This window comes from Pseudomonas sp. CMR5c (genome assembly GCF_003850545.1).
GTDB classification, from domain to species: domain Bacteria; phylum Pseudomonadota; class Gammaproteobacteria; order Pseudomonadales; family Pseudomonadaceae; genus Aquipseudomonas; species Aquipseudomonas piscis.
In genome coordinates, this window is record NZ_CP027705.1 from 4,792,718 (window position 1) to 4,816,831 (window position 24,114).

15 protein-coding genes and 1 pseudogene are annotated in these 24,114 nt (G+C 64.4%); 9 read left to right on the forward strand and 7 right to left on the reverse strand.

Annotated elements, in window-relative coordinates; genetic code table 11:
* Positions 1 to 159: 159 nt before the first annotated feature.
* From C4K40_RS21875 to C4K40_RS21895, 5 genes are all read left to right on the forward strand, one after another.
* Positions 160 to 1,803 carry a ShlB/FhaC/HecB family hemolysin secretion/activation protein gene (locus tag C4K40_RS21875; RefSeq protein ID WP_172681652.1) on the forward strand — a complete coding sequence of 548 codons (1,644 nt, stop codon included), beginning with the start codon at positions 160 to 162 and terminating at the stop codon, positions 1,801 to 1,803.
* A 98-nt stretch (positions 1,804 to 1,901) separates the two neighbouring features.
* The gene (locus tag C4K40_RS21880; RefSeq protein ID WP_053133104.1) at positions 1,902 to 6,860 is read left to right on the forward strand and encodes a hemagglutinin repeat-containing protein; all 4,959 of its coding nucleotides are present in this window, start codon (positions 1,902 to 1,904) and stop codon (positions 6,858 to 6,860) included.
* Positions 6,861 to 7,063: 203 nt separating this feature from the next.
* A complete protein-coding gene (locus C4K40_RS21885) occupies positions 7,064 to 7,690 on the forward strand; it encodes a response regulator transcription factor (protein ID WP_022640032.1) in 627 nt (208 codons plus the stop codon).
* A 43-nt stretch (positions 7,691 to 7,733) separates the two neighbouring features.
* On the forward strand, positions 7,734 to 9,395 hold the full coding sequence (locus C4K40_RS21890) for a response regulator (protein ID WP_083456925.1): 1,662 nt from the start codon (positions 7,734 to 7,736) through the stop codon (positions 9,393 to 9,395).
* 235 nt (positions 9,396 to 9,630) lie between these two features.
* Positions 9,631 to 12,579, forward strand: a complete 2,949-nt coding sequence (locus tag C4K40_RS21895) for an HD domain-containing phosphohydrolase (protein WP_053133107.1) — start codon at positions 9,631 to 9,633, stop codon at positions 12,577 to 12,579.
* A gap of 4 nt (positions 12,580 to 12,583) precedes the next feature.
* On the opposite strand, the gene C4K40_RS21900 is transcribed toward C4K40_RS21895, so the two are convergent.
* On the reverse strand, positions 12,584 to 13,066 hold the full coding sequence (locus tag C4K40_RS21900; RefSeq protein WP_053133110.1) for a GAF domain-containing protein: 483 nt from the start codon (positions 13,064 to 13,066) through the stop codon (positions 12,584 to 12,586).
* The gene (locus C4K40_RS21905; protein ID WP_031320248.1) at positions 13,063 to 13,953 is read right to left on the reverse strand and encodes an ATP-binding protein; all 891 of its coding nucleotides are present in this window, start codon (positions 13,951 to 13,953) and stop codon (positions 13,063 to 13,065) included. Before C4K40_RS21905 ends, C4K40_RS21900 begins: the two co-directional genes overlap by 4 nt.
* 166 nt (positions 13,954 to 14,119) lie before the next feature.
* Between C4K40_RS21905 and C4K40_RS21910 the strand changes: the two genes are divergently transcribed.
* Positions 14,120 to 16,441 carry a response regulator gene (locus C4K40_RS21910; protein ID WP_053133113.1) on the forward strand — a complete coding sequence of 774 codons (2,322 nt, stop codon included), beginning with the start codon at positions 14,120 to 14,122 and terminating at the stop codon, positions 16,439 to 16,441.
* Here C4K40_RS21910 and C4K40_RS21915 read toward each other — a convergent pair.
* The 3 genes from C4K40_RS21915 to msrB form a co-directional block, all read right to left on the reverse strand.
* Positions 16,425 to 16,886, reverse strand: coding sequence for a MarR family winged helix-turn-helix transcriptional regulator (locus tag C4K40_RS21915; protein WP_053133116.1), 462 nt, complete (start codon positions 16,884 to 16,886; stop codon positions 16,425 to 16,427). The two genes, C4K40_RS21910 and C4K40_RS21915, sit on opposite strands and share 17 nt — an antisense overlap.
* Positions 16,883 to 17,368 carry a glutathione peroxidase gene (locus C4K40_RS21920; protein ID WP_022640039.1) on the reverse strand — a complete coding sequence of 162 codons (486 nt, stop codon included), beginning with the start codon at positions 17,366 to 17,368 and terminating at the stop codon, positions 16,883 to 16,885. The genes C4K40_RS21915 and C4K40_RS21920 overlap by 4 nt, the downstream gene beginning before the upstream one ends.
* Before the next feature lie 258 nt (positions 17,369 to 17,626).
* Complete coding sequence (gene msrB, locus C4K40_RS21925; protein ID WP_022640040.1) at positions 17,627 to 18,019, reverse strand: peptide-methionine (R)-S-oxide reductase MsrB; 393 nt, start codon at positions 18,017 to 18,019, stop codon at positions 17,627 to 17,629.
* Positions 18,020 to 18,243: 224 nt separating this feature from the next.
* Between msrB and C4K40_RS21930 the strand changes: the two genes are divergently transcribed.
* A complete protein-coding gene (locus tag C4K40_RS21930; protein WP_053133119.1) occupies positions 18,244 to 19,455 on the forward strand; it encodes a pyridoxal phosphate-dependent aminotransferase in 1,212 nt (403 codons plus the stop codon).
* 305 nt (positions 19,456 to 19,760) lie between these two features.
* Positions 19,761 to 20,648, forward strand: a complete 888-nt coding sequence (gene htpX, locus C4K40_RS21935) for a protease HtpX (protein ID WP_022640055.1) — start codon at positions 19,761 to 19,763, stop codon at positions 20,646 to 20,648.
* Positions 20,649 to 20,710: 62 nt separating this feature from the next.
* Here htpX and C4K40_RS21940 read toward each other — a convergent pair whose 3' ends face one another.
* Positions 20,711 to 21,376 carry a thiopurine S-methyltransferase gene (locus C4K40_RS21940; RefSeq protein WP_053133122.1) on the reverse strand — a complete coding sequence of 222 codons (666 nt, stop codon included), beginning with the start codon at positions 21,374 to 21,376 and terminating at the stop codon, positions 20,711 to 20,713.
* Between the two features lie 102 nt (positions 21,377 to 21,478).
* Between C4K40_RS21940 and C4K40_RS21945 the strand changes: the two genes are divergently transcribed.
* Entirely contained in the window at positions 21,479 to 22,246 is a 768-nt protein-coding gene (locus C4K40_RS21945) for a class III extradiol ring-cleavage dioxygenase (protein WP_022640057.1), read from the forward strand.
* An 82-nt stretch (positions 22,247 to 22,328) separates the two neighbouring features.
* Here C4K40_RS21945 and C4K40_RS21950 read toward each other — a convergent pair.
* Positions 22,329 to 24,036: pseudogene (locus C4K40_RS21950) on the reverse strand (DEAD/DEAH box helicase).
* Positions 24,037 to 24,114 lie beyond the last annotated feature (78 nt).

The window sequence follows — 24,114 nt, forward strand, 5'->3', positions numbered from 1 at the left end:
AACTAAAAGCGACGTCACTAGTTGAGCCCGCTGACCGGCTTCTCTGTTGTTCGTCACTTGGTCTTTTTACAGTAAGGATGCCAAGTGCCCCATTCATCACACACTGTCCGCTCCCTCCTCCCCCGCACCGGCGTGTGGTGCCTGGGACTGCTGTTCGGCATGGCGCAGCTGGGCCCGGCCCTGGCCGATGAGCCGGGCCAGGAAGCCCTGCGCCTGCAACAACAGCAACAACGTGACCTGCAGCAACTGCAACTGGAGCAGCGCCAGCGGCAGATGCAGCGCGGCAGCTTCAGTGCCAGCCCGGTGACGCCGGAAGTACCTCAGCAGCCGGCCAGCGATAGCCGCTGCTGGCCCTTGAGCGGCACCCGTATCGGCGGCGTCAGCCTGTTCAGCAAGACCCGGCTCAACGACTACATCAAGCCGTACGTGGCGCCCTGCATGGGGGTCAACCAGATCAACCAGTTGCTGGCCGCCCTCACCCGGCTGTACGTCGACGCCGGCTACATCGCCAGCCGTCCGTACCTGACCACCGCCCCGGCCGCCGGGCACAGCCTCGACATCCTGGTGGAGGAAGGCTACGTCGAGGCCATCGAGCTGGCCGACCAGAGCCTGCCGGTGTCGTTGCGCGGAGCGTTCCCGGGAATGCTCGGCAAGCCCCTGAACCTGCGCGACCTGGAACAAGGCCTGGACCAGCTCAACCGCCTGCGTTCACTGGACTTGACCGCCGACATCGCCCCCGGCAGCCAGCCCGGCGCCTCGCGGATCATCCTGCGTTCGCGCACCAGTGCCGCACGCTGGGGCCTGGGCCTGGGCCTGGACAACCTGGGCAGTGCCAGCACCGGCCGCGACCGGCAGTCGATCAACTTCAACCTCGACAGCCCGTTGCAGCTCAACGATGCCCTGAACCTGAACTACAGCGACACGCTCAACCACGGACCGCGCTACAGCCGCAGTTCCAGCCTGTTCTACTCGGTGCCCTACGGCTACTGGACCTACAGCCTGTTCGCCAGCCATGCCGAATACCGCGCGCCGCTCAAGCTGGCCCGCACCACCTTGTACAACAGTGGCCGTACCGACATGGTCAGCGCTCGCGCCGACCGGGTGCTGTGGCGCGGCCAGAGCCACCAGCTCAGCGCCAACCTGCAACTGGCCTACAAGGATGTGGACAGCTATCTGCAAAAGGCCCACCTGAAGATCCAGAGCCCGACCCTGACCGTGGCCGAGGCCGGCCTCAACCTGTTCTGGCTCAACAGCGCGGTATGGAACCTGGATGCCAGCTACGCCCAGGGCCTGACCTGGTTCGGCGCCGACGACGACTCACAGCAAGTGCAACGCAACCTGCCCAAAGCGCAGTTCCGCAAGTACCGCGCCGGCCTCAGCCAGTGGCGCAACGGCCAGCTGGGCGGCCAGCGCTGGCAATGGCAGAGCCAGTTGGCGGCGCAGTACAGCCCGGACCCGCTGCCAGCCATCGAGCAGCTCTTGGGCACCGACGACTCGGCGGTGCGTGGTTATCGTCTCAACAGTGTTTCCGGCGCCATCGGCGCGGTATGGCGCAACACCCTGCGCCTGCCCCTGGACAACGATCTGCCGGTGAAGCTCACCCCACGCCTGGGCCTGGATAACGGCTGGATCAAGGCCGACCACGGCGCCCAGAGCCGGCACCTGGCCGGTGCCAGCGTGGGCCTGAACCTGGCCTGGAAAAAACTCCAGCTCGACCTCGACTACCAGCGCAACCTCAGCACCCCGCAGGGGCTGCGCACGGAGCCGGAGGTTTGGCTGGCCCGCATCAGCCTGCAGATCTGACCAACCGCCGATTAGCCTGAACCAATCGATGAACCTGGGCACCACGCGCCGTTGCACCGAAGAAAGCGCCGGGCTCAACCACTTAGAACGAGGTTCTCATGCCTGACAACACTAGGTTCCACCTTTCCCCCCAGGGCACCTTGCGCTGGACCATTGCCAGCCTGCTGCTGGTCTCCCACCTGCCCCTGGCCCTGGCCAGCGGCATCACCGTGGTCGAGGGCCCGGGTGGCGTGCCGATCCTGCAAGACCAGGGCGGCGTGCCCATCGTCAACATCGTCGCGCCCAACTCCGGCGGCCTGTCCCATAACCAGTTCCTGGACTACAACGTTGGCCAGCAAGGCGTTGTGCTCAACAACAACAGCGATGTGTTGCACCAGGCAGCTTCGCAACTGGCTGGCCAGGTGGCGGCCAACCCGCAGTTCCAGGGCCAGGCGGCCAGCGTGATCCTCAACGAAGTGATCAGCCGCAATGCCTCGCAACTCAACGGTATCCAGGAAATCGCCGGCACCGCCGCCGATTTCGTGCTGGCCAACCCCAACGGCATCTCGGTCAACGGTGGCAGCTTCCTCAACACCCCCAACGCCAGCCTGGTAGTGGGGCGCCCGGAACTCGAGGGTGGCAAGCTGCAAGGTTTCACTACCCAGGACGCCCGTGGCCAGCTGGATATCCACAGTGGCGGCCTGCGTAATGAAAACGGCTCGATCGATCTGATCGCTCCACGCATCGACAGCCAGGGCGAACTTGCGGCCCAGAAACAGTTGAACCTGACCGTGGGCCGCAACCAGCTCGATGCCAAGGGGCAAATAACCCGGGTCGATCCTGCCGGCCATACCCAGGAACAACGCATCGACGCCAGCCTGTTCGGGGCCATGCGCGCCGGGCGGATCAATATCGTCAGCACCGCCGAAGGCGCCGGGGTACGCGTTGGCGCGGTACAGATCGACGGTCACGATGGCATCAAGCTGAGCTCCGCCGGCGACCTGGACATCCGCGGCCAGGCCGTGGCCAACAGCCTGGACGCCACCCGTGCCGACCTGCGCAGCCAGGGCGACATCGACCTGCATGGCCACCGCGACCTGGACCTGGCCGCCACCGATGTCAGCGGGCGCAACGTCAAGCTCGACGCCGGGCGCAACCTGACCCTGAGCAGCATCGAAAGCCGCAAGCTCCAGGAAAAGCGCCAGCAATGGGACAACAGCACCATCGGCATCACCTGGGAAACCTACGACCGCACCGAGACCGGCAGCGACAGCCGCCAGCACGGCAACAAGGTGGTGGCGCAACAGGATGCCGAGTTGAAGTCCGGCGCCAATACCCGCATCCAGGCCAGCAGCATCGAGGCCGGCAATCGCCTGTCCGCCAACAGCGATGGCGACCTGCTGCTCACGGCTGCCACCGAGACCAATACCCAGCGCGACCAGGGCCAGCACCGCAAGCACCTGTGGAAGGAAACCTGGGATACCGCCAGCAGCGAGCAACGCAGCATCACCAGCCAGCTCAAGAGCGGCAACCAGTTGCAACTCGAGAGCAAGCAGAAGCTGCGCCTGGAGGGTGCCGAGCTGCACAGCCAGGGTGACATCCGCCTGGCCGCCAAGGACGTGGATATCAACAGCGCCAGCCGCCACAGCAGCAGTAGCGAACAACGCTACTCCGGCGACCTGGTGGGCGGTGGCTTCTTCGGCAAGAACGCCGATGGCGACCAGGGCAAGACCCAGAACCAGGGCAGCAAGGTCAATGCCAACGGCAAGCTGATCGTGCAAGCCGACAACGTGCGCATCAGCGGCAGCCAGGCCAGGGGCGGTACCCAGGCCAGCGTCATCAGCGACAACGGTTCGCTGACCATCGACGGCGTGCAGGACACCTCCCACGCCAACAGCCATAGCAAGGACAGCAAGTTCTTCGGCGTAGCCAAGGACGAGAGCCGCCAGCAGGACAAGGCCAGCACCACCGTCGGCAGCCAAGTGCGCTCGGACAGCAACCTCAAGCTGCAAAGCGCCAAGGACCTGGTCGTCAGTGGTTCCCAGGTCAGCGCCAAGGGCCAGCTGGACGCCAGCGCCAAGGGCTCGGTCAAGGTGACAGCGGCCGAGGACACCCAGCACACCAGCAGCAGCTCGCAACAGCGCGGCTTCGATGCCTACGCCAAGCAGACCGCCCCCGGCAGCGGCCAGTACCGGGCCGGCGTGCGCTACCAGGACCAGCAACGCAACGACAGCAGCGACAGCACCCGGCAACAGGCGTCCAGCCTCGGCGGCGCCAGCCTGGCGGTCAGCGCTGGCGAGGACGTGAGCATCCAGGGCAGCAAAGTGGCGGCCACCGCCGGCGATGCCAGCCTGAGCGGCAAGAACGTCGAGCTGCTGGCAGCGCACGACAAGCAAGACAAGCACAGCGACAGCACCACCACCGGCGGCGGCTTCTACTACACCGGCGGCCTGGACCGGGCCGGCAACGGCGTGGAGGTGGCCCATAACAGCAGCCAGGACAGCAGCAGCAAGAGCACCGCGCAAACCAGCAACATCGCCGCCAGCGGCAACCTGACCATCAGCGCCGGCAACCGCCTGAGCACCGAAGGCGCCCAGGTCAAGGCCGGTGACAAGCTGCAGGTCAGTGCCGGGCAGATCGACAACCGTGCCGCGCACAACAGCGAAAGCAGCCATCACCAGGAAAACAACTGGGCGGTGGATGTCGGCGCCAACGTCGAATACAAGGGCGTGGCCCGGCCCATCGAGAAAGCCGTCCAGGGCGTGGCCCAGCGCAAATTCCACCAACCCGGGGTACTCGACGCCCTGGAACAGCCCAACATCGGGCTGGACGTGGATGTCAGCCACCAGAACCGCCAACTCGACACCAGCGCCAGCACTGCGGTGGCCAGCCAGTTGAGCGGTGGCCAGGTCCAGGTCAAGGCCGACGGCCAATTGCAGGACCAGGGCACCCAGTACCGCGCCACCGACGGCGCGCTGAAGATCGATGCCGGCAGCCTGGTGGCCAGCGCCGCCAAGGACACCCACAGCAGCAGCGAGCAGGCGGTGGACGCCAAGGTCGGCGTACGGGTCTACACCAACACCGGTGAAGACCTGAACATCCGTGGCAGTGGCGCCGGCGGCAGCAGCACCGTCACCAGCAACACCCAGAAGGCCCAGGTGGGCAGCTATGCCGGCAGCCAGGGCGTGGAGATCAAAGTCGCCGGCGACGGCCGTTTCGAAGGCAGCCAGTTCAATGGCGGCCAGGGCGACGTGAAGATCAAGGCCGGCGGCGAGCTGGCGTTGAACCAGGCCAACGACAAGCAGGACAGCAGCAACTCCAGCCTGCGTGGCGATGCCTCGCTGAGCCTGGGCACCCTGCCCGGCAGCAGCGGCACCAACCTCAACGTCGGCGCCGGGGTCCAGCTGGACCACAAGCGCCTGGACCAACAGGACAGCCAGGCACAAGTCGCCAGCATCCAGGGCCAGGGCAAGGTGCAGCTGGAAAGTGGCGGCAACCTGATCCTGCAGGGCACCAAGATCGGCAACGCCGCGCGCCCCACCGGGGATGTCAGCCTCAATGCCGGCGGCAAGCTCGACCTGCAAGCAGCCACCGACACCCACGCCAGCCAGGGCAGCAACCTGGGCGGTGGCTTCACCGCCGGTGGTGGCAAGTCCAGCAGCGAGCAGAGCAGCGGCAAGAACGCCAACCTGAGCGCCAACTTCAACATCGGTCGGGTCTCCGAGCAGGACCAGGACCAGCGTGGCGGCCAGGTCTACAGCCAGGGCCAGGTAACGCTCGCCAGCGGCGCTAGCGGCGATGCTGCGATCCACCTGCAAGGCACCCGGATCGACGCCGGCAAGGTGGTGCTCGATGCCGCCCAGGGCGGTATCTACCAGGAGTCGGCACAAGCCACCCAGGTCCACAACAACTGGGGCCTGACCCTGGGCGCCGGGGCCAACCTGAGCCAGACCACCCCGACCGACGCCGAGCAGGGCCCGGCGAAGAACGCCCACGGGATCAACGCCCGGGCCAAGATCGACGTCGACCGGCGGCAGAACAGCACCCAGCATGACAGCCTGATCAAGGCTGACCAGGTTGTGCTCGCCAGTGCCGGCAACGTGCACCTGGCCGGCGCCCACATCGACGCCCAGCGGGTCGACGGGGCGATCGGCGCAGACCTGACCATCGAAAGCCGCCAGGACCAGGTGCGTTCCACCCAGGTCAACATCGACGCCAAGCTCGACGCGGAGAAGAACCAGCCTGGCCTGGTGAGCAAGCTGGCCAAACCCGCCGGTCCGCTCAAGGACGACCTGCAAGCCAAGGCCGAGAAGAGCTTCGGCAAGCACCGGGAAAAACTCGAGAACGCCGTCGACAAGGGCGTGGACAAGCTCGGCTCGGCCAAGGACAGCCTGGTCAGCCAGGCCGAAAATGCCAAGGAACGCCTGGGCGAAAAGCTCAGCCGCAGCGCCAGCTACGACGTCAACCCCGAGCCTCGCGGCGCCATCGGCAACAGCGTGGACAAGGCCAAGGGCTATCTCGCCGACAAGGCCGACGCGCTGGGCAATCGCTTCTCCAGCCTGAAGGACCGCTTCTGGCCCAAGACGAGCGACAGCTACTCGGTCAACGAGAAGACCAGCACTGGCGCCAGCGTGGCCAACACCACGGAAAACGTGCTGTTCGGCGACAAGAGCGGCAATACCTCCTACACCCCGACCTTGAACCTGAACCTCAGTCACCAGGCCAAGGACAGCGTGCAGCAGGCCTCGGGCATCAGTGGCCGGCAGGGCGTCAATCTGTCGGTGAGCGGTGAAACCAGGCTGACCGGGGCCCGCATCGGCGCCAGTGACGGACGTGTCGACCTGGGCGGCTCGCGAGTCACCAGCACCGCCCTGGCCGGCTCGGACTACCGCGTCGACGTCGGGCTCAACCTGTCCAAGTCGCCAGTCAACCTGGCCCTGGGCAGTGGCAACGAACTGACCCGCAAGCAGGACGACGCCACCCAGAAGGACCAGGTGTTCAACCTGGGCCCGCTGCGTGTCGGCGGCCACAGTGACAGCCAACTGCTGCAGGCCGGTATCGACCAGAAAGCACCTTGAAGCATCGGCCGCCCCCTCCCTGGGGGCGGCCTTTGCCACTCCCTTCCCCGCACGGGACTTCCTCTGATTACCACCCTCTTGTAATACCTCCCCTTATTCGCTGTAGGACCGTTCTCGAATTCGCTTCACGGTCTTTTTCGCCACGCCACCCCAAGGCAGCTGGGCTACTGTTCGGGTTTTCCATTCATCGACAGGAGGCCTGCATGCGCTCGGTACTCATCATCGACGATCATCCCGTCATACGCCTGGCCATCCGTTTTCTCCTGGAGCACGAGGGGTATGTGGTCATCGGTGAGACCGACAACGGCGTCGATGCCTTGCAGATGGTCCGCGAATCCGAGCCGGACCTGATCATCCTCGACATCTGCATTCCCAAGCTGGATGGCCTGGAGCTCCTGGAACGCTTCAGCAGCATGCCCAAACCCTTGCGTGCCCTGGTCCTGACCGCCCAGTCGGCGACGCTGTTCGCCAATCGCTGCATGCGCGCCGGGGCCAGCGGTTTCGTCTGCAAGCAGCAGGACCTGAGCGAGCTGCTCAGCGCCATCAGGGCCATCTGCAACGGCTACAACTATTTCCCCAGCCAGGCCCTGCTGATCAACCAGGTGGCGCTGGGCCAGACCCTGGAACTGGCGCAGTTCAACTCGTTGAACGACCGGGAACTGATGGTCATGCAGCTGTTCGCCATGGGCCAGACCAACCAGCAGATCGCCGTGGGCATGTTCCTCAGCAACAAGACCGTCAGCACCTACAAGAAGCGCATCATGCAAAAACTGGCGACCACCTCCATGAACACCCTGGTGGACCTGGCCAAGCGCCATGCACTGATATGAACAGCCTGCCCCTGCCGTCCTGGCCACCTCGCAGGCCATGGCGATGATCGAGCCCATACTGCAACAACCCGCCCCCTGGGCCTTGCTCCTGGCGGCTGGACTGGGCCTGGCCTGGCTATACCGGCGGCTGCGCCGCAGCCAACGTTCGCTGCAAGCGGCCCTGCAGGCCACCACAGAGCTGAAGGCCGGCAAGCAGCAGGCCGAAACCGCCAGCCGCGAAAAAAGCCGGTTCCTGGGCAATATCGGCCACGAGATCCGCACGCCGCTCAATGCCCTGGTCGGCCTGCTGGAGCTGGTGCTGCGCCGTACCCAGCCACTGGATCCGAACCGCTGCTCCCTGGAGCTGGCGCTGGACTCTGCCAGGGACCTGCGGGAGCTGCTGGCGGACCTGCTGGACGTGACTCGGATCGAGTCCGGGCAAATGTCCCTCAACCCGGACTGGGTCCTGCTGCGGGACTGCGTCGATCCGGTGATGGGGATATTCCAGGTCCTGGCGCGGCGCAAGCACCTGGGCTTGCACCTGGAGTTCAACGCCCCGGAACCCGAACCCCAGGTACTGATCGACGCCCTGCGTTTCAAGCAGGTGCTGAGCAACCTGCTGAGCAATGCGATCAAGTTCACCCACCTGGGCGAAGTCCGGGTCAGGTTGCACCTGCAGCCCGATTCCCTGCCGGACCAGTTCCGGCTGCGCCTGCAAGTGCTGGATACCGGCCTGGGCATCGCCGAGGAACAACGCCAGCGCGTGCTGCTGCAACCCTTCGCCCAATCCGCCACGGCCGGCCAGTCGGCCCGCGACAGTACCGGGCTGGGCTTGCCCATCAGTCACCACCTGTGCCAGCAGATGGGCGGCAGCCTGACCCTGCACGGGCGCAACGGCCCTGGCACCGAGGCGCGGGTCGGCTTGACCCTGGCCGGCCGCGAAGCGCCCGCCCCGGTGATCGAGGAACCTGTACGCCAGATCGCCAGCCCGCCGCTGGATATCCTGCTGGCGGACGATCATCCGGCCAGCCTGGCGCTGCTGCAGGGGCAACTGGAGTACCTGGGGCACCGAGTCACCTGCGCCGAGGATGGCACACAGGCATACCGGCTATGGCTGGCCGGGGACTTCGACCTGCTGATCGTCGACTGCAACATGCCCGGGATGAACGGCTACCAGCTGACCGCAGCCATACGCCGCGACGAGGCCCGGACCCAGCGCCCAGCCATCACTGTGCTCGGCTACAGCGCCAGCCATGAGCGAGAAACGGTCCGGCAATGCCTGGAAGCCGGCATGCATGACTGCCTGTTCAAACCCCTGGGCATCAACCTGCTGGGCCGCAAGCTGGCGATGCTCGCCCCGCTGCCCAGGGCGGACTGCTTCAACATGACCGCCCTGCTGGCCCTCACCCGCGGCGATACGCCGTTCGCCTTGCGCATGCTCAGGGAGCTGCTGCAATGCTGCCACGACGATCGGCGGATGCTGGGACTGATCGCCGTCGGCAACCAGAACGAACTGCGGGCCCTGGCCCACAAGGTCAAGGGCTCTGCGCTGATGGCCGGGGCCAATGTCCTGTACCGCTGCTGCGAAGCACTGGAGCAGGCCTGCCAGGATGACAGTGGGATCGACACCCTCGATACCAAGGTGCGCGACCTCGACCTGGCCCTGGTGCGGTTCAGCCAGGCCCTGTACCAACATATCGAATCCTTGCGCCAACCTGCCGCCTGATCCCTGCGCCCTGCACCGCACCATCAACGGCAGCTGATGCCGGTCCCTGGCGATACCCTATTGCCAGATTGATATCACAAAGCCAGTATTCTCTTCGCCGCACCTACCGCCCACACCGTCCATGCCCGGGAACGGGTCGAGGTCGGCGAACTCCAGGCCAGTCGAGGCAGGAATGCCCGCCTTAACTATGCTTGGATCCTGAGCCGAGCCCGATGTGCCTTTGGAGAGAACTGGAATGCCGAGCACCCCCTTGCCCGCACAACGCCGCTTCCCTCTGCATATTCATATCAGTGTGATGTTCACCCTGTTGCTGCTCATGACCGGGGTGATACTGGGCATCTACAACTACCACGCCACCACCCGGATCATCCTGGGCAGCAGCGAAAAACTGTTCCAGCGCATCGAGCAGGATGTCCGCAGCGACCTGAGATCCACCTACGAACCCATCCGCCATGTGCTCAGCCTGCTGGCGACCAGGTCGGCGACCCAGGCCCCCAGCCTGGAGCAGCGGCTGGAACTGCTCCGGCCATTCAGCCAGTCCCTCTTGGACAACTCCGACCTGGCCTCGCTGTACCTGGGTTATGCCAACGGCGATTTCTTCATGGTGCGCCCGCTGCGCGACGCCCAGATCCGGGACAAGCGCCAGGCCCCGGCCAACAGCGCCTATGAGGTATGGAGCATCGAGCGCGATGCCAGTGCCGGCCAGGTCAAGTCGCAGTCATTGTTCTATGACGCGAACCTGGTGCTGCTCGAGCGCCTGGAGCATTCAGACGAGCGCTACGATCCACGGACCCGGGACTGGTTCGTCAATGCCCGGGGCAATACCGACCAGATCACCACCCGCCCCTATGTGTTCTATTCCACCCTCAACGTCGGCACCACCCTGGCTCGCAGCAGCGGAAAGATGGCAGTGATCGCCGCCGACCTGACCCTGGAACAACTGTCTTCGACCCTGGCCAAGCATCGGGTCACGCCCACCACCGAAGTCGCCCTGCTGGACGACCTGGGCAATGTCGTGGCCTATCCCGAAAGTCACAAGCTGCTGCTGGAGCAACGCTCCGCACGCCTGATCAAGGGCAGCGACCTGAGTCCGGCGCTCGATGCCCTGCTGCAGGGGCGGACCGAGGGCGGTCACCTGCAAGCCCAGGGCCGCAACTGGATAGTCGCCAGCAGCCACATCGCCGAAGGCGGCCCCGGCGGCCTGCAACTGGACTTGCTGGTGCCCGAGGATGAGCTGCTGGCCGATGCCTACCGCCTGCGCTGGCAAGGCGCGTTGATCACCCTCACCACCTTGCTCTTGTGCCTGCCCCTGGGCTGGCTGATCTCGCGCATCCTGGTCCGTCCGTTGCGTAACCTGGTGCAAGAGGCCGATGCCATCCGCAGCTTCGACTTCCATTACCCGGCCTCACGCCGTTCACCGGTGCTGGAAGTGGATCAGCTGAGCGTGTCCATGACGCGGATGAAGAGCACCCTGGCCAGCTTCTTCGAGATCAATGCCAGCCTGTCCGCGCAAACCCGCTTCGACCCGTTGCTGCAGCGGGTGCTGTTCGAAACGGTGAAGATCGCCCAGGCCCAGGCCGGGCTGATCTACCTCTGCGAGAGCAAGGGATCGCGCCTGGAGCCCCACGGCCTGATCATCGACGGGCAACCCCAGGACCTGTCGTCGTTCGATATCGCCACCCAGGACCTGGCCGCCCCGCACAACCCGGACTGGCTGCGCCAGCTGGCGGACCACGACAACGTGGTCACCACCCTGGGCTTCGAGCAGGCCGGCCAGCTGCAAAGGATACTGCTCGCCCTGGACAGCCCCAGCACCCACCTGGTGGGAATTCGCCTGCGCAACCGGCACCACGAGACCGTGGGCATGCTCCTGCTGTTCCTGGTGGACAGCGGTACCGAGGCGGACCTGGACAAGCTCAGCCCCGATCGCATCGCTTTCATCCAGGCGGTATCGGCCACCGCCGCGCTGTGCATCGAAAGCCAGCGCCTGCAGAACAAGCAGAAGCAGCTACTGGACTCGTTCATCCAGTTGCTGGCCGGCGCCATCGACGCCAAGAGCCCCTATACCGGCGGGCATTGCCAGCGCGTGCCGGCATTGACCCTGATGCTGGCCGAGGCCGCAGCGGCCAGCCAGGAGCCGGAATTCGCCACCTACAGGCCCAGCGAGGACGAATGGGAAGCGCTGCATGTGGCCTCCTGGCTGCACGACTGCGGCAAGGTCACCACCCCTGAATACGTGGTGGACAAGGCCACCAAGTTGGAAACCCTGAACGACCGCATCCATGAAATCCGCACTCGCTTCGAAGTGCTCAAGCGCGATGTCTGGATCGACTACTGGAAGGCCCTGGCCCAAGGGGCCGAGGAAGCGCCCCAAGCTAGCGAGCGCGACGCCCGGCTACAGGAGCTGGATGAGGAATTCGCCTTCGTCGCCCGCTGCAACCTGGGGGCGGAGTTCATGGCCGAGGCCGACCAGCAGCGCTTGCAGCGCATCGCCCAACGCACCTGGAGCCGCACCCTGGACAATCGCCTGGGCGTGTCCTGGGCCGAGGGCCAGCGCCTGGAACGTTCGCCGGCGTCCAGTCTGCCGGTCACGGAAACCTTGCTGGCCGACAGGCCCGACCACCTGCTGGAGCGCGACAGCTCGGAAGTGTTCGCCGCCGACAACCCCTGGGGCTTCAAGCTCCAGGTGCCGGAGCACAAGTACAACCGTGGCGAGCTGTACAACCTGAGCATTCCCCGGGGCACCCTGACCGCCGAGGAGCGCTACGTGATCAACCACCACATAGTGCAGACCATCATCATGCTCGAGCACCTGCCCTTCCCCAGCCACTTGCAGGGCGTGGCGGAGATCGCCGGTGGTCACCACGAGAAAATGGACGGCAGCGGTTACCCACGCCAACTCAAGCGCGAGCAGATGAGCTTGCCGGCGAGGATGATGGCCATCGCCGATATCTTCGAGGCGCTGACCGCGGCAGACCGTCCGTACAAGAAAGGCAAGACCTTGAGCGAGGCGCTGAACATCATGGCCATGATGTGCCGCGACGCCCATATCGATCCGCAACTGTTTGGGCTGTTCATCCGCCAGAAGATCTATCAGCAGTACGCCGAGCGCTTCCTGACGCCGCAGCAGATCGACGAAGTGGACCAGGCGGCCTTGCTGGGCAAGGCCGGATTGGACAGCTGAGGGCTCAGCAGTCGCTGGCGTTCAGGAAGATCCGCGCCAGGCGCTCGATCCCCGTCTGGTCCTCGACGCCGAAGCGCGCCAGGCTCGGGCTGTCCAGGTCCAGTACGCCGATCAACCGGCCAGCCTTGACCAGCGGCACCACCAACTCGCTGTTGGAGGCGCTGTCGCAGGCGATATGCCCGGCAAAGGCGTGCACGTCCTCTACCCGCTGGGTCTGCAAGGTCGCTGCAGCAGTGCCGCAGACACCCCGGCCGAAAGGAATGCGCACGCAGGCGATCTGCCCCTGGAACGGGCCAAGCACCAGTTCCTCACCACGGGCGAGGTAGAACCCGGCCCAGTTCAGGTCGTCGAGCTGGCTGAACAGGAAGGCCGAGAACTGCGCCGCGTTGGCGATGAAGTCACGCTCATCGGCCAGCAGCGATTCGAGCTGGGCACACAGCAGCCCATAACCGTCCAGGCCCTGTCCGGCGTTTTTCAGATCGATCATGGCTTTTGCTCCAGCAGTTGCAGGCCCACCCAATAGCGGGCGAACTGATAGGCGCAGCGACCGTTGCGGTTGCCGCGTCCGGTAGCCCAGCGCACCGCCAGGATGTCCAGCTCTTCATCGCGCTGCCACTTCAGGCCGGCCTTGCGGGCCAGTTCGCCGATCCAGTGCTCCACCACGTTGAGGAAGTGTTCCTGGGTGAAGGGATAGAACGACAGCCACAAGCCGAAGCGGTCCGACAGGGCGATCTTGTCTTCCACCGCTTCGCTGGGGTGCAGCTCGCCATCGACGCGCTTCCAGTTCTCGTTGTCGCTTTCCTTCTCCGGCACCAGGTGGCGGCGGTTGGAGGTGGCGTACAACAGTACGTTCTCCGGAGCCTGCTCCAGGGAGCCATCGAGCACGCTCTTGAGTACCCGGTAGTCGCCCTCGCCGGATTCGAAGGACAGGTCATCGCAGAACAGCACGAAACGCTGGGGCAGCTTGACCAGTTGCTCCACCACCCGTGGCAGGTCGGCCAGGTGGTCGCGCTCGATCTCGATCAGGCGCAGGCCGCCCTTGGCATGCTCGGCCAGCAGGGCCCGGACCAGGGAAGATTTGCCGGTGCCGCGCGAACCCCAGAGCAAGGCGTGGTTGGCCGGCAAGCCGTCGAGGAACTGCTGGGTGTTGCGGGCCAGCTGCTCGCGCTGCTTGTCGACCCCGATCAGGTCGCTCAGGCGCATGTCCAGGCTGACGTCCAGGGGCAGCAGGAAACCGCTGCGGCCTTCACGTTGCCAGCGCGCAGCCAGGCACTGGCTCCAGTCGATGGCTTGGCGCGGGGTGGGCAACAGCGGTTCGATCCGGGCCAGGACCGCATCGGCGCGTTCAAGAAATGCATTCAATCGAGCATCCACGACTTTTCCTCAGGCACGTTCAAGGTAATGATGCGGCACACAGATGAAACGCAGTCCTGATCAACGGGTCCAAAGGCCCTGTCAGCTGCTGCCAGGCCAAGCCGGCAACCCAAGATGATCAGCTATGCTTGCGCAGCGAAGGGAAACGAAAGTGGTTCAACCCCCCATGGATATCAAGTTCACCAACCGCCTGTCCTATAAACAGGCCCGGCTCACCGTGTTGGTGGGTTTCATTCTGGGGACCGCGCTCAGTCTGGTGCAAATCGGTATCGATTATGCCAGCGAAGACGCCTCCATCAATCGTGAAATCCACTCGCTGCTGGAAATCAGCCACAACCCGGCCTCACGCATCGCCTACAACATCGACGCCGAGCTGGCACAGGAACTGACCCTGGGCCTGTTGCGCTCCCCGGCGATCATTCGTGCGCAATTGATCGACAACAACAATACCCTGCTGGCCAACGTCGAGCGCCCGCCGTTGCAGAGCCGCTATCGGGCCATCAGCGACTTCCTGTTCGGCGCCGACCGGCAATTCGAAGACCGCCTCTACCTCAGCCACCTGCCGGAGGAATCCCTCGGCACCCTGCACCTGGACGTCGACACTTACGCCTTCGGTAGCCGCTTCCTGCGCCGCGCCGAAGTCACCCTGCTCAACGGCTTCGTGCGCAGCCTGATCCTCACCGGGATCCTGCTCGGGCTGTTCTACGTGATGCTGACCAAGCCCCTGGTGGGGGTGATCCGCGAACTCAGCAGCCGCGACCCACGAGGCTCGCGGCAGGCCAAGCTGGACTTCCCCCATGGCCACGAGAACGACGAAGTCGGAGTCCTGGTCAAGGTGGCCAACCAGCAGTTCGAGATAATGGCCACCGAGATCCAGCAGCGGCGCAATGCCGAGAACCGCCTGACCGAATACCTCGGGCAACTGGAGAACATCGTTTCGGCACGCACCACCGAACTCAAGGCCAGCAACGCCAGCCTCAGCCAATCCAACGAGGAGCTGGAAGCCGCCCGGCGGACCGCCCTGGACATGGCCCAGGCCCGCTCGGCCTTCCTGGCCAACATGAGCCACGAGATCCGCACGCCGCTCAACGGCCTGCTGGGCATGATCGCCCTGTCCCTGGACAGCCCGCTGAACCCCGAACAACGCCAGCAGCTATCCATCGCCCATGACTCCGGCAAGGTGCTGGTGGAACTGCTCAACGATATCCTCGACATGTCCAAGTTCGACGCCGGGCAACTGGAGCTCGAGCGCATCCCCTTCGATCTCGGGGTGCTAGTGGAGGACACCGCCAACCTGCTGTCGCAGAACGCCGCGGCCAGCGTCGAGTTGACCTGCCTGGTGGCCCCGGAATTTCCGGCGCTGGTGCTGGGCGACCCGATGCGAGTGCGGCAGATCGTCAGCAACCTGTTGTCCAACGCCCTCAAGTTCACCCGTTTCGGCCGGGTCGACGTGCGCCTGAGCACCTTGGCCGACGGCGTGCGCATCGAGATCTGCGACACCGGCATCGGCATCGCCCAGGAAGCCCAGGTGAAGATCTTCCAGCCCTATACCCAGGCCGGCGCCGGGATCACCCGCCAGTACGGCGGTACCGGCCTGGGCCTGGCCCTGACCTACAACCTCTGCGAGGCCATGAACGGCCGCCTGAGCATCAGTTCGGAAGTGGGGTTCGGCAGCCAGTTCTGCGCCGACCTGCCACTGCCCAGCCACGCCCCGGCCGCCGTGCCGCCGCGCTTGTCCGGCAAGATCATCGCCATCACCGATAGCGGCAGCGGCCTGTCCGAGCTGCTGTCGAGCCTGTTGCCGGCCTGGGGCCTGGCCTACCAGCGTTGCGACATCGAGGATTCGCTGGCCGGACTCAGTCCTGACTTGCTGATCACCGACTGCCCGGAGTGCCTGTTCGGCTTGCGCCCGGCCATCAGCGCCCCGATCCTGCTGGTGACCGCCTACGGCAGCTTCCTGCCCAGCGAGGAGGCCAGCGCCCTGGCCCCCCTGCAGCAACAAGCCCGGCCTCTGGCACGCAACGCGCTGTACCAGACCCTGCGCCGTTCATTGCAGGCCGAAACCGTCACCCTCAACGATGCGCAACTGGAGATGCCGGTGCAGATCCGCCGGGCGAACATCCTGCTGGTGGAAGACAACCCGGTGAACCAACTGGTGGCCAAGGGCATGCTGAGCAAGCTCGGCTGCGCGGTGACCGTGGCCGTGCATGGGGCCGAAGCCCTCAACCAGCTGGAACACAGCGATTTCGACCTGATCCTGATGGACTGCAACATGCCGGTCATGGATGGCTACGAGGCCAGCCGGCAAATTCGCCGCAGCGGGCGCTGGCCGGACCTGCCGATCATCGCCCTGACCGCCAATGCCATGCCCGAGGAGCGCGAGCGCTGCCGGGCCGCCGGCATGAGCGACTACCTGGCCAAGCCCTTCAGGCGCGAAGAACTGATCGCCCTGCTGGACCTGTGGGTACCGACTACGAGCAAGCTCTGAGCTGCAGCAGCAGGCGGTCGAGCTGTTCGCGCAACGGGCCCAGGCTGTCGAGATCGACGCCGCTTTCGCACAATAGCGCCGCCTTGAGCGGCCTGACCTGCTCACGCAAGGCCAGCCCGGTATCGCTCAGGCTCAGGTGCACCTCGCGCTCATCGCGTCCGGAACGTCGGCGTTGCACCAACTGCAACTGTTCCAGGCGCTTGAGCAGGGGCGTCAAGGTGCCGGAGTCCAGAGCCAGGCGCTCCCCCAGGGCCTTTACCGTGGGCAGCGCCGGCGGTGTCTCGTGCCACTCCCACAACACCAGCATCACCAGGTACTGCGGGTAGGTCAGGCCGAGCTGGTCGAGCATCGGCTTGTAGCCGCGCACCACCGCTCGCGAAGCGGCATACAGCTTGAAACACAGCTGGCTGTCCAGTTGCAGCGAAGCATCGGGCAGGTGGTTCATTTGAGCAGGGCTTCGATCTCGCCGGCCAGGTCCTGGGGTTTGGTGGTCGGGGCGAAACGCTTGACCAGCTTGCCGTCCTGGCCAATCAGGAACTTGGTGAAATTCCACTTGATGCCCTGGGAACCCAGGAGTCCGGGGGCGCGCTTCTTCAACTGGACGAACAGCGGATGGGCACCGGCGCCATTGACCTCGATCTTCTTGAACAGCGGGAAGCTGACGCCGTAGTTGAGCTCGCAGAACTCCGAGATCGCTCCCTCGTTGCCCGGTTCCTGCTGGCCGAACTGGTTGCACGGAAAGCCCAGGACCACCAGCCCCCGATCCTTGTAGGACTGCCACAACTGCTCGAGCCCCTTGTATTGCGGGGTGAAGCCGCATTTGCTGGCGGTGTTGACCACCAACACGGCCTTGCCGGCGAAATCCGCCAGGGTCTTCTGCTCGCCCTTGATGGTGGTGCAGGGGATAGTCAGCAACGCATCGGTCATGGCAGCAACTCCACTCGAGATTAGGAACGGATAAAAATAGTGCTCAATTAGATTGCATGCAATTTAAATCACGAAAAATCGGCTCCATGGAGCCTGATGCCCGTCAGTCGAGCGAGGTGATCCTCCATGGGAGCGAAGCTTGCTCGCGATGATCGTCAACACTAGCGCGTATTGACTGGATGAACGCAGCGCTCTGGAGCCCAGTGCGGGCAAGCCTCGCTCCTACAATTTCCTTAGCTTATCGTCCCGCCTTACCGCCTAGCGGGCTACCAGGTCCAGGCAGACGGAGTTGATGCAATAACGCAGGCCAGTGGGTGGCGGGCCATCGGGAAACACATGGCCCAGGTGCGCATCGCATTTGGCGCAGACCACTTCGGTGCGGATCATGCCGTGGCTCAGGTCGCGGATCTCGATCATCGCGCTGTCGGCGATGGGCTCGTAGAAGCTCGGCCAACCGCAACCGGAATCGAACTTGGCCCTGGAGTCGAACAGCGGCTCGCCACAGCAGACGCAGTGGTACACCCCATCGGTCTTGGTGCCGTTGTACTTGCCCGAGAACGGGCGTTCGGTGCCCTTGAGCCGGCAGACGTTGTATTGCTCCGGATCGAGCATCGCCCGCCATTCTTCCAGGGTTTTTTCCAGCTTTTCCATGGTCCTTCCTCTGCAACGGAAAAAGCCCGATCTGTATCTTTTCCACGGATCGGGCGGCACGTATGATTGCGCCTCGTCAGACGCCAGTCTGGCAGCCGCGCTACACCCATTCAAACGGATTTTGCCGCAGCCGGTGCGGGCTACAGCCCGGTGTAGGACGGCAGGATTCCCAGTACGGTAGTTCATCCTCCGCCTGGATCGTTCATTTTCGGGAACACATCGCCATGCAGGTCAGCAAATCGAACAAGCTCGCCAACGTCTGTTATGACATTCGCGGCCCAGTGCTCAAGCACGCCAAACGCCTGGAAGAGGAAGGCCATCGCATCCTCAAGCTGAACATCGGCAACCCAGCGCCCTTTGGCTTCGAGGCGCCGGACGAGATTCTCCAGGATGTGATCCGCAACCTGCCGACCGCCCAGGGCTACAGCGACTCCAAGGGCCTGTTCAGCGCGCGCAAGGCAGTGATGCAGTACTACCAGCAGAAGCAGGTGGAAGGCATCGGCATCGAGGATATCTACCTGGGCAACGGCGTATCCGAGCTGATCGTGATGGCCATGCAGGCCCTGCTCAACAATGGCGACGAAGTGCTGGTTCCGGCCCCCGACTATCCACTGTGGACCGCCGCGGTGAGCCTGGCCGGCGGCAACCCGGTGCACTACCTGTGCGACGAGCAGGCCAACTGGTGGCCCGACCTGGCCGACATCAAGGCCAAGATCACCCCGAACACCAAGGCCCTGGTGATCATCAACCCGAACAACCCCACCGGCGCCGTGTATCCCAGGGAAGTGCTGCTGGGCATGCTGGAGCTGGCACGCCAGCACAACCTGGTGGTGTTCTCCGACGAGATCTACGACAAGATCCTCTACGATGACGCCGTGCATATCTGCACCGCCTCCCTGGCCCCGGACCTGCTGTGCCTGACTTTCAACGGCCTGTCCAAGTCCTACCGCGTGGCCGGCTTCCGCTCCGGCTGGGTGGCCATTTCCGGTCCCAAGCAGCATGCCCAGAGCTACATCGAGGGCATCGACATGCTGGCCAACATGCGCTTGTGCGCCAACGTGCCCAGCCAGCATGCGATCCAGACCGCCCTGGGCGGCTACCAGAGCATCAACGACCTGGTCCTGCCGCCTGGCCGCCTGCTGGAGCAGCGCAACCGCACCTGGGAACTGCTCAACGACATTCCCGGCGTAAGCTGCGTCAAGCCCATGGGCGCGTTGTATGCCTTCCCGCGGATCGACCCGAAGATCTGCCCGATCCACAACGACGAGAAGTTCGTCCTCGACCTGCTGCTCTCCGAGAAGCTCCTGGTCGTGCAAGGCACCGCCTTCAACTGGCCATGGCCGGACCACTTCCGGGTAGTGACCCTGCCCCGGGTCGACGACCTGGAACAGGCCATTGGCCGGATCGGCAACTTCCTCAAGTCCTATCGTCAGTAATTTCTCAAACGCAGTGCGATCTTTCGCGGATCGCACTGCGATTAATTCAGCAACACATCTTCACTGACCCTCCCCGCCCCCCTTCTACTAAGCTTGCACTTTCCGTCGTTGCCACTGTCACAGCGTCTGCGTCGCAGCTGGACGATGGTCGTCCACGGCGATCGGTCATGAACTTGCCACACGCCTGTCATGCCCCGCCCCATGCGACATAGTTTGAAATAGAAGCCGTATTGAATCGGTGCTTGCCGCGCCTTATATACCCCCGCGGAACGCTACATCTTTAGCTTGAGGAGATTTCTACAACCATGATGCGAATCCTGCTGTTTTTGGCCACTAACCTTGCGGTCGTGCTGATTGCCAGCATTACCCTGAGCCTTTTCGGCTTCAACGGGTTCATGGCGGCCAACGGGGTTGATCTGAACCTCAATCAGCTGCTGATTTTCTGTGCGGTCTTTGGTTTCGCCGGCTCGCTGTTCTCGCTGTTCATCTCCAAGTGGATGGCGAAGATGAGCACCAGCACGCAGATCATTACCCAGCCGCGCACCCGCCATGAGCAATGGTTGTTGCAGACCGTTGAACAACTGTCCCGCGAAGCCGGCATCAAGATGCCCGAAGTGGGGATTTTCCCGGCCTACGAGGCCAATGCCTTCGCCACCGGCTGGAACAAGAACGATGCCCTGGTAGCTGTCAGCCAAGGGCTGCTGGAGCGGTTCTCCCCCGATGAAGTGCGGGCCGTGCTGGCCCACGAGATCGGCCACGTCGCCAATGGCGACATGGTGACCCTGGCGTTGATCCAGGGCGTGGTGAACACCTTCGTGATGTTCTTCGCGCGGATCATCGGCAACTTCGTCGACAAGGTGATCTTCAAGAACGAGGAAGGCCAGGGCATGGCCTACTACGTGGCGACCATCTTCGCCGAGCTGGTCCTGGGCATCCTCGCCAGCGCCATCGTCATGTGGTTCTCGCGCCAACGCGAATACCGCGCCGACGAAGCTGGTGCGCGCCTGGCCGGCACCAATGCGATGATCGGCGCCCTGCAGCGCCTGCGCTCGGAACAGGGCCTGCCGGTGCACATGCCCGATACCCTGAATGCCTTCGGCATCAACGGCGGTATCAAGCAGGGCCTGGCCCGGATGTTCCTGAGCCACCCACCGCTGGAAGACCGTATCGACGCCCTGCGCCGTCGCGGTTGATCCACTCCGGCAACAACAAGAAGGGCGACGCAAGTCGCCCTTTTTCATGGTCGCGGAAAAGCTCAGCGGGTGCCGGTCTTCTCCAGGCGGTAGACCCGCTCCACCAGCCGGGTGACCCCGCCCTGGAGGAACTTCCAGCTTTCACCGAGGATGTCGCGCTCGGTCTCCACCTGCAGCTGCCAGCTGCCCTCCAGGCTCTCACGCACCTCATCGTCCAGAACAGCGAATGGCGGCCCGTCGAGCTGCGCCTGGTCGTAGTCCATGGTAATCAGCAGCCCACGGCTACCGTGGGGCAACAAGCCATTGATGTGCGCGGCATAGCGCTGGCGCATCTGCCGCGGCAGGGCGATCATCGCCGCGCGATCGTACAGGGCCGTGCAGCCGGCGACATCCTCGGCGGCCAGGGCGAAGATGTCGCCGCACCAGAGCTGGATCGCGCCATGGGCATAGACCTTGAACACCCCTTGCTGGCTGACCTGCGGCTGCAACTGGTGTTCGCGGAAGAAATCCTCCACCGCCTTCTCCGACAGCTCGATCCCCAGCACCTGATGCCCGCGACTGGCGAGCCAGGCCAGGTCCAGGCTCTTGCCGCACAGCGGTACCAGCACCCGGGCCTGGTCAGCGAGTCCAAGCCCCGGCCAGTACTGCTGCAGATAAGGATTGACCTGCGCCAGGTGGAAGCCGATCTGGTCGCGTTCCCAGCGTTTGTGCCAAAAGTCCGCTTGCATGGAATGTCCTTGGAATTCGATCAAAAAGCCCTAAAACTTATATTAGATTTAGATCAATGATCTGATTGAAGATGGCGCATCTTAACCCTCAGGACCTTCTTCATGCTCCCCAGCCTGTTCATTTCCCATGGTTCTCCCATGTTGGCCCTGGAGCCCGGTGACAGCGGCCCCGCCCTGGTCCGCCTGGCGGCGCAACTGCCCCGGCCGCGGGCGATCCTGGTGGTGTCGGCCCACTGGGAAAGCCCCGACCTACGGGTCAGCGCCCATCCGCATCCGGAGACTTGGCATGACTTCGGCGGCTTTCCCGCCGCCCTGTTCGCCGTGCAGTACCCGGCGCCTGGCGATCCCGGGCTGGCCGCCCAGGTCGTGCAATTGCTGGCGGCCAATGGCCTGCCGGCGCGACTCGACGAGCAACGGCCCTTCGACCATGGCACCTGGGTCCCGCTGTCGCTGATGTACCCGCAGGCGGACATTCCGGTGGTCCAGCTGTCCCTGCCCAGCCAGCAGGGCCCGGCGTTACAGACCCGCATCGGCCAGGCCCTGGCCAGCCTGCGCGAGCAAGGCGTGCTGCTGATCGGTTCCGGCAGCATCACCCACAACCTGCGGGAACTGGACTGGCATGCCGGCCCGGAAAGCGTCACCCCCTGGGCCCAGGCCTTTCGCGACTGGATGATCGACAAGCTGGCCAGCGACGACCAGGCCGCGCTGCATGACTACCGGCGACAGGCGCCCCATGCCGTACGCAGCCACCCCAGCGACGAACATCTGCTGCCGCTGTATTTCGCCCGGGGCGCCGGTGGCGCATTCAGCCTGGCCCACCAGGGTTTCACCATGGGCGCGCTGGGCATGGACATCTATCGCTTCGGCTGAATCGCGGGTAAATCCCGGGCAAAAAAAATCCCCAGACCAGCCGGGGATTTTTCATGCGTGATCGATCAGCCCAGGGAGCGGATCAATCCTCGCGGTAGCGACGCAGCTTGAGCTGCTTGCCGGCAACGCGAGTGTCCTTGAGCTTGGCCAGCAGGCGGTCCAGACCGTCTTCCGGCAGCTCTACCAGGCTGAAGCTGTCGCGTACCTGGATACGGCCGATGGCTTCACGGGCCAGGCCACCTTCGTTGAGGATCGCACCCAACAGGTTCTTGGCGGCGATGCCATCACGGGCGCCCAGCGCGGTACGGCAACGAGCACGACCTTCGGCCAGTGGAGCCGGAGCGCGACGCTCGCGATCACCACGATCAGGACGGTCGCCGTAACGCTCGGAACGCTCGCCACGTGGGGCATTGTTCGGCACCAGCGGACGCTCTTTCTCGATGGTCGCCAGATCCAGCGCCTGGCCATTGGTGGCCTTGCGCAGCAGGGCCGCGGCCAGGGCGCGCGGGCTGCAACCGATGTCGGCGGTCAGGCGGTCCAGCAGGTCGCCATGGGACGCCTCGGCGTCAGCTACCAGTGGCGCCAGGCCGTTGGTCAGCTTCTTGATGCGCGCGTCGAGCACGGCCTGGGCGTCCGGCAGGCGGACTTCAGCCACTTTCTGCCCGGTCACACGCTCGATCACTTGCAGCATGCGACGCTCGCGTGGAGTCACCAGCAGCAGCGCGCGACCTTCGCGACCCGCACGACCGGTACGGCCGATACGGTGGACGTAGGATTCCGGATCGTAAGGCATGTCCACGTTGAATACGTGGGTGATGCGCGGTACGTCCAGGCCACGGGCGGCGACGTCAGTGGCCACAACGATGTCCAGGCGGCCATCCTTGAGGGAGTCGATGACGCGCTCACGCTGGTTCTGGGCGATATCGCCGTTCAGCGCGGCGGCCTTGTAGCCCTTGGCTTCCAGGGCGCTGGCCAGGTCCAGGGTCGCTTGCTTGGTGCGCACGAACATGATCAGGGCGTCGAAGTCCTCGACTTCCAGCAGGCTCAGGACCGCGCCAGTCTTCTGGTCGGCGTGAACCAGCAGGTGGGCCTGCTCGATCGCGGTGACGGTCTGGGTCTTGCTCTGGATCTTGACGTGCTTCGGATCCTTGAGGTGACGCTCGGCGATCGCGCGGATCGACTGCGGCAGGGTGGCCGAGAACAGTACGGTCTGGCGGGATTCGGGCATGGCCTTGAAGATCACTTCCAGGTCATCCATGAAGCCCAGCTTGAGCATTTCGTCGGCTTCGTCGAGAACCAGGTGGTTCACGGTGGCCAGGACCTTCTCGTCACGACGCAGGTGGTCGCACAGACGGCCCGGGGTGGCGACAACGATCTGTGCGCCGTTACGGATTGCCTTGAGTTGTGGGCCCATCGGCGCACCGCCGTAGACGGCCACAACGGTCACGCCCGGCATTTGCTTGGCGTAGGTTTCAAAGGCGGTTGCTACTTGTAGCGCCAACTCGCGGGTTGGGGCCAGGATCAGAGCTTGCGGCTCGCGCTTGGACGGATCGATGCGGTGCAGGATAGGCAGGGCAAAGGCAGCGGTCTTACCGGTACCGGTTTGCGCCTGGCCAATCATATCGTGACCGGCGAGGATGATCGGGATCGATTGCTGCTGAATGGCCGAAGGCTCTTCGTAGCCGGTGGCGACTACTGCAGCAACAATACTGGGATGAAGTTCAAGAGCGGCGAAGCCGCCGATTTCCTGGGTCATGGGTCTGCCTCTAAGTGCATCCGCAAAGACCCATGCTCCAAAGCTGCGCATGCCGTGTAAGACTCGATGAGTCACCCTGGCAGCTTTGTCGGCGGGGATTTGCGAAAACGAT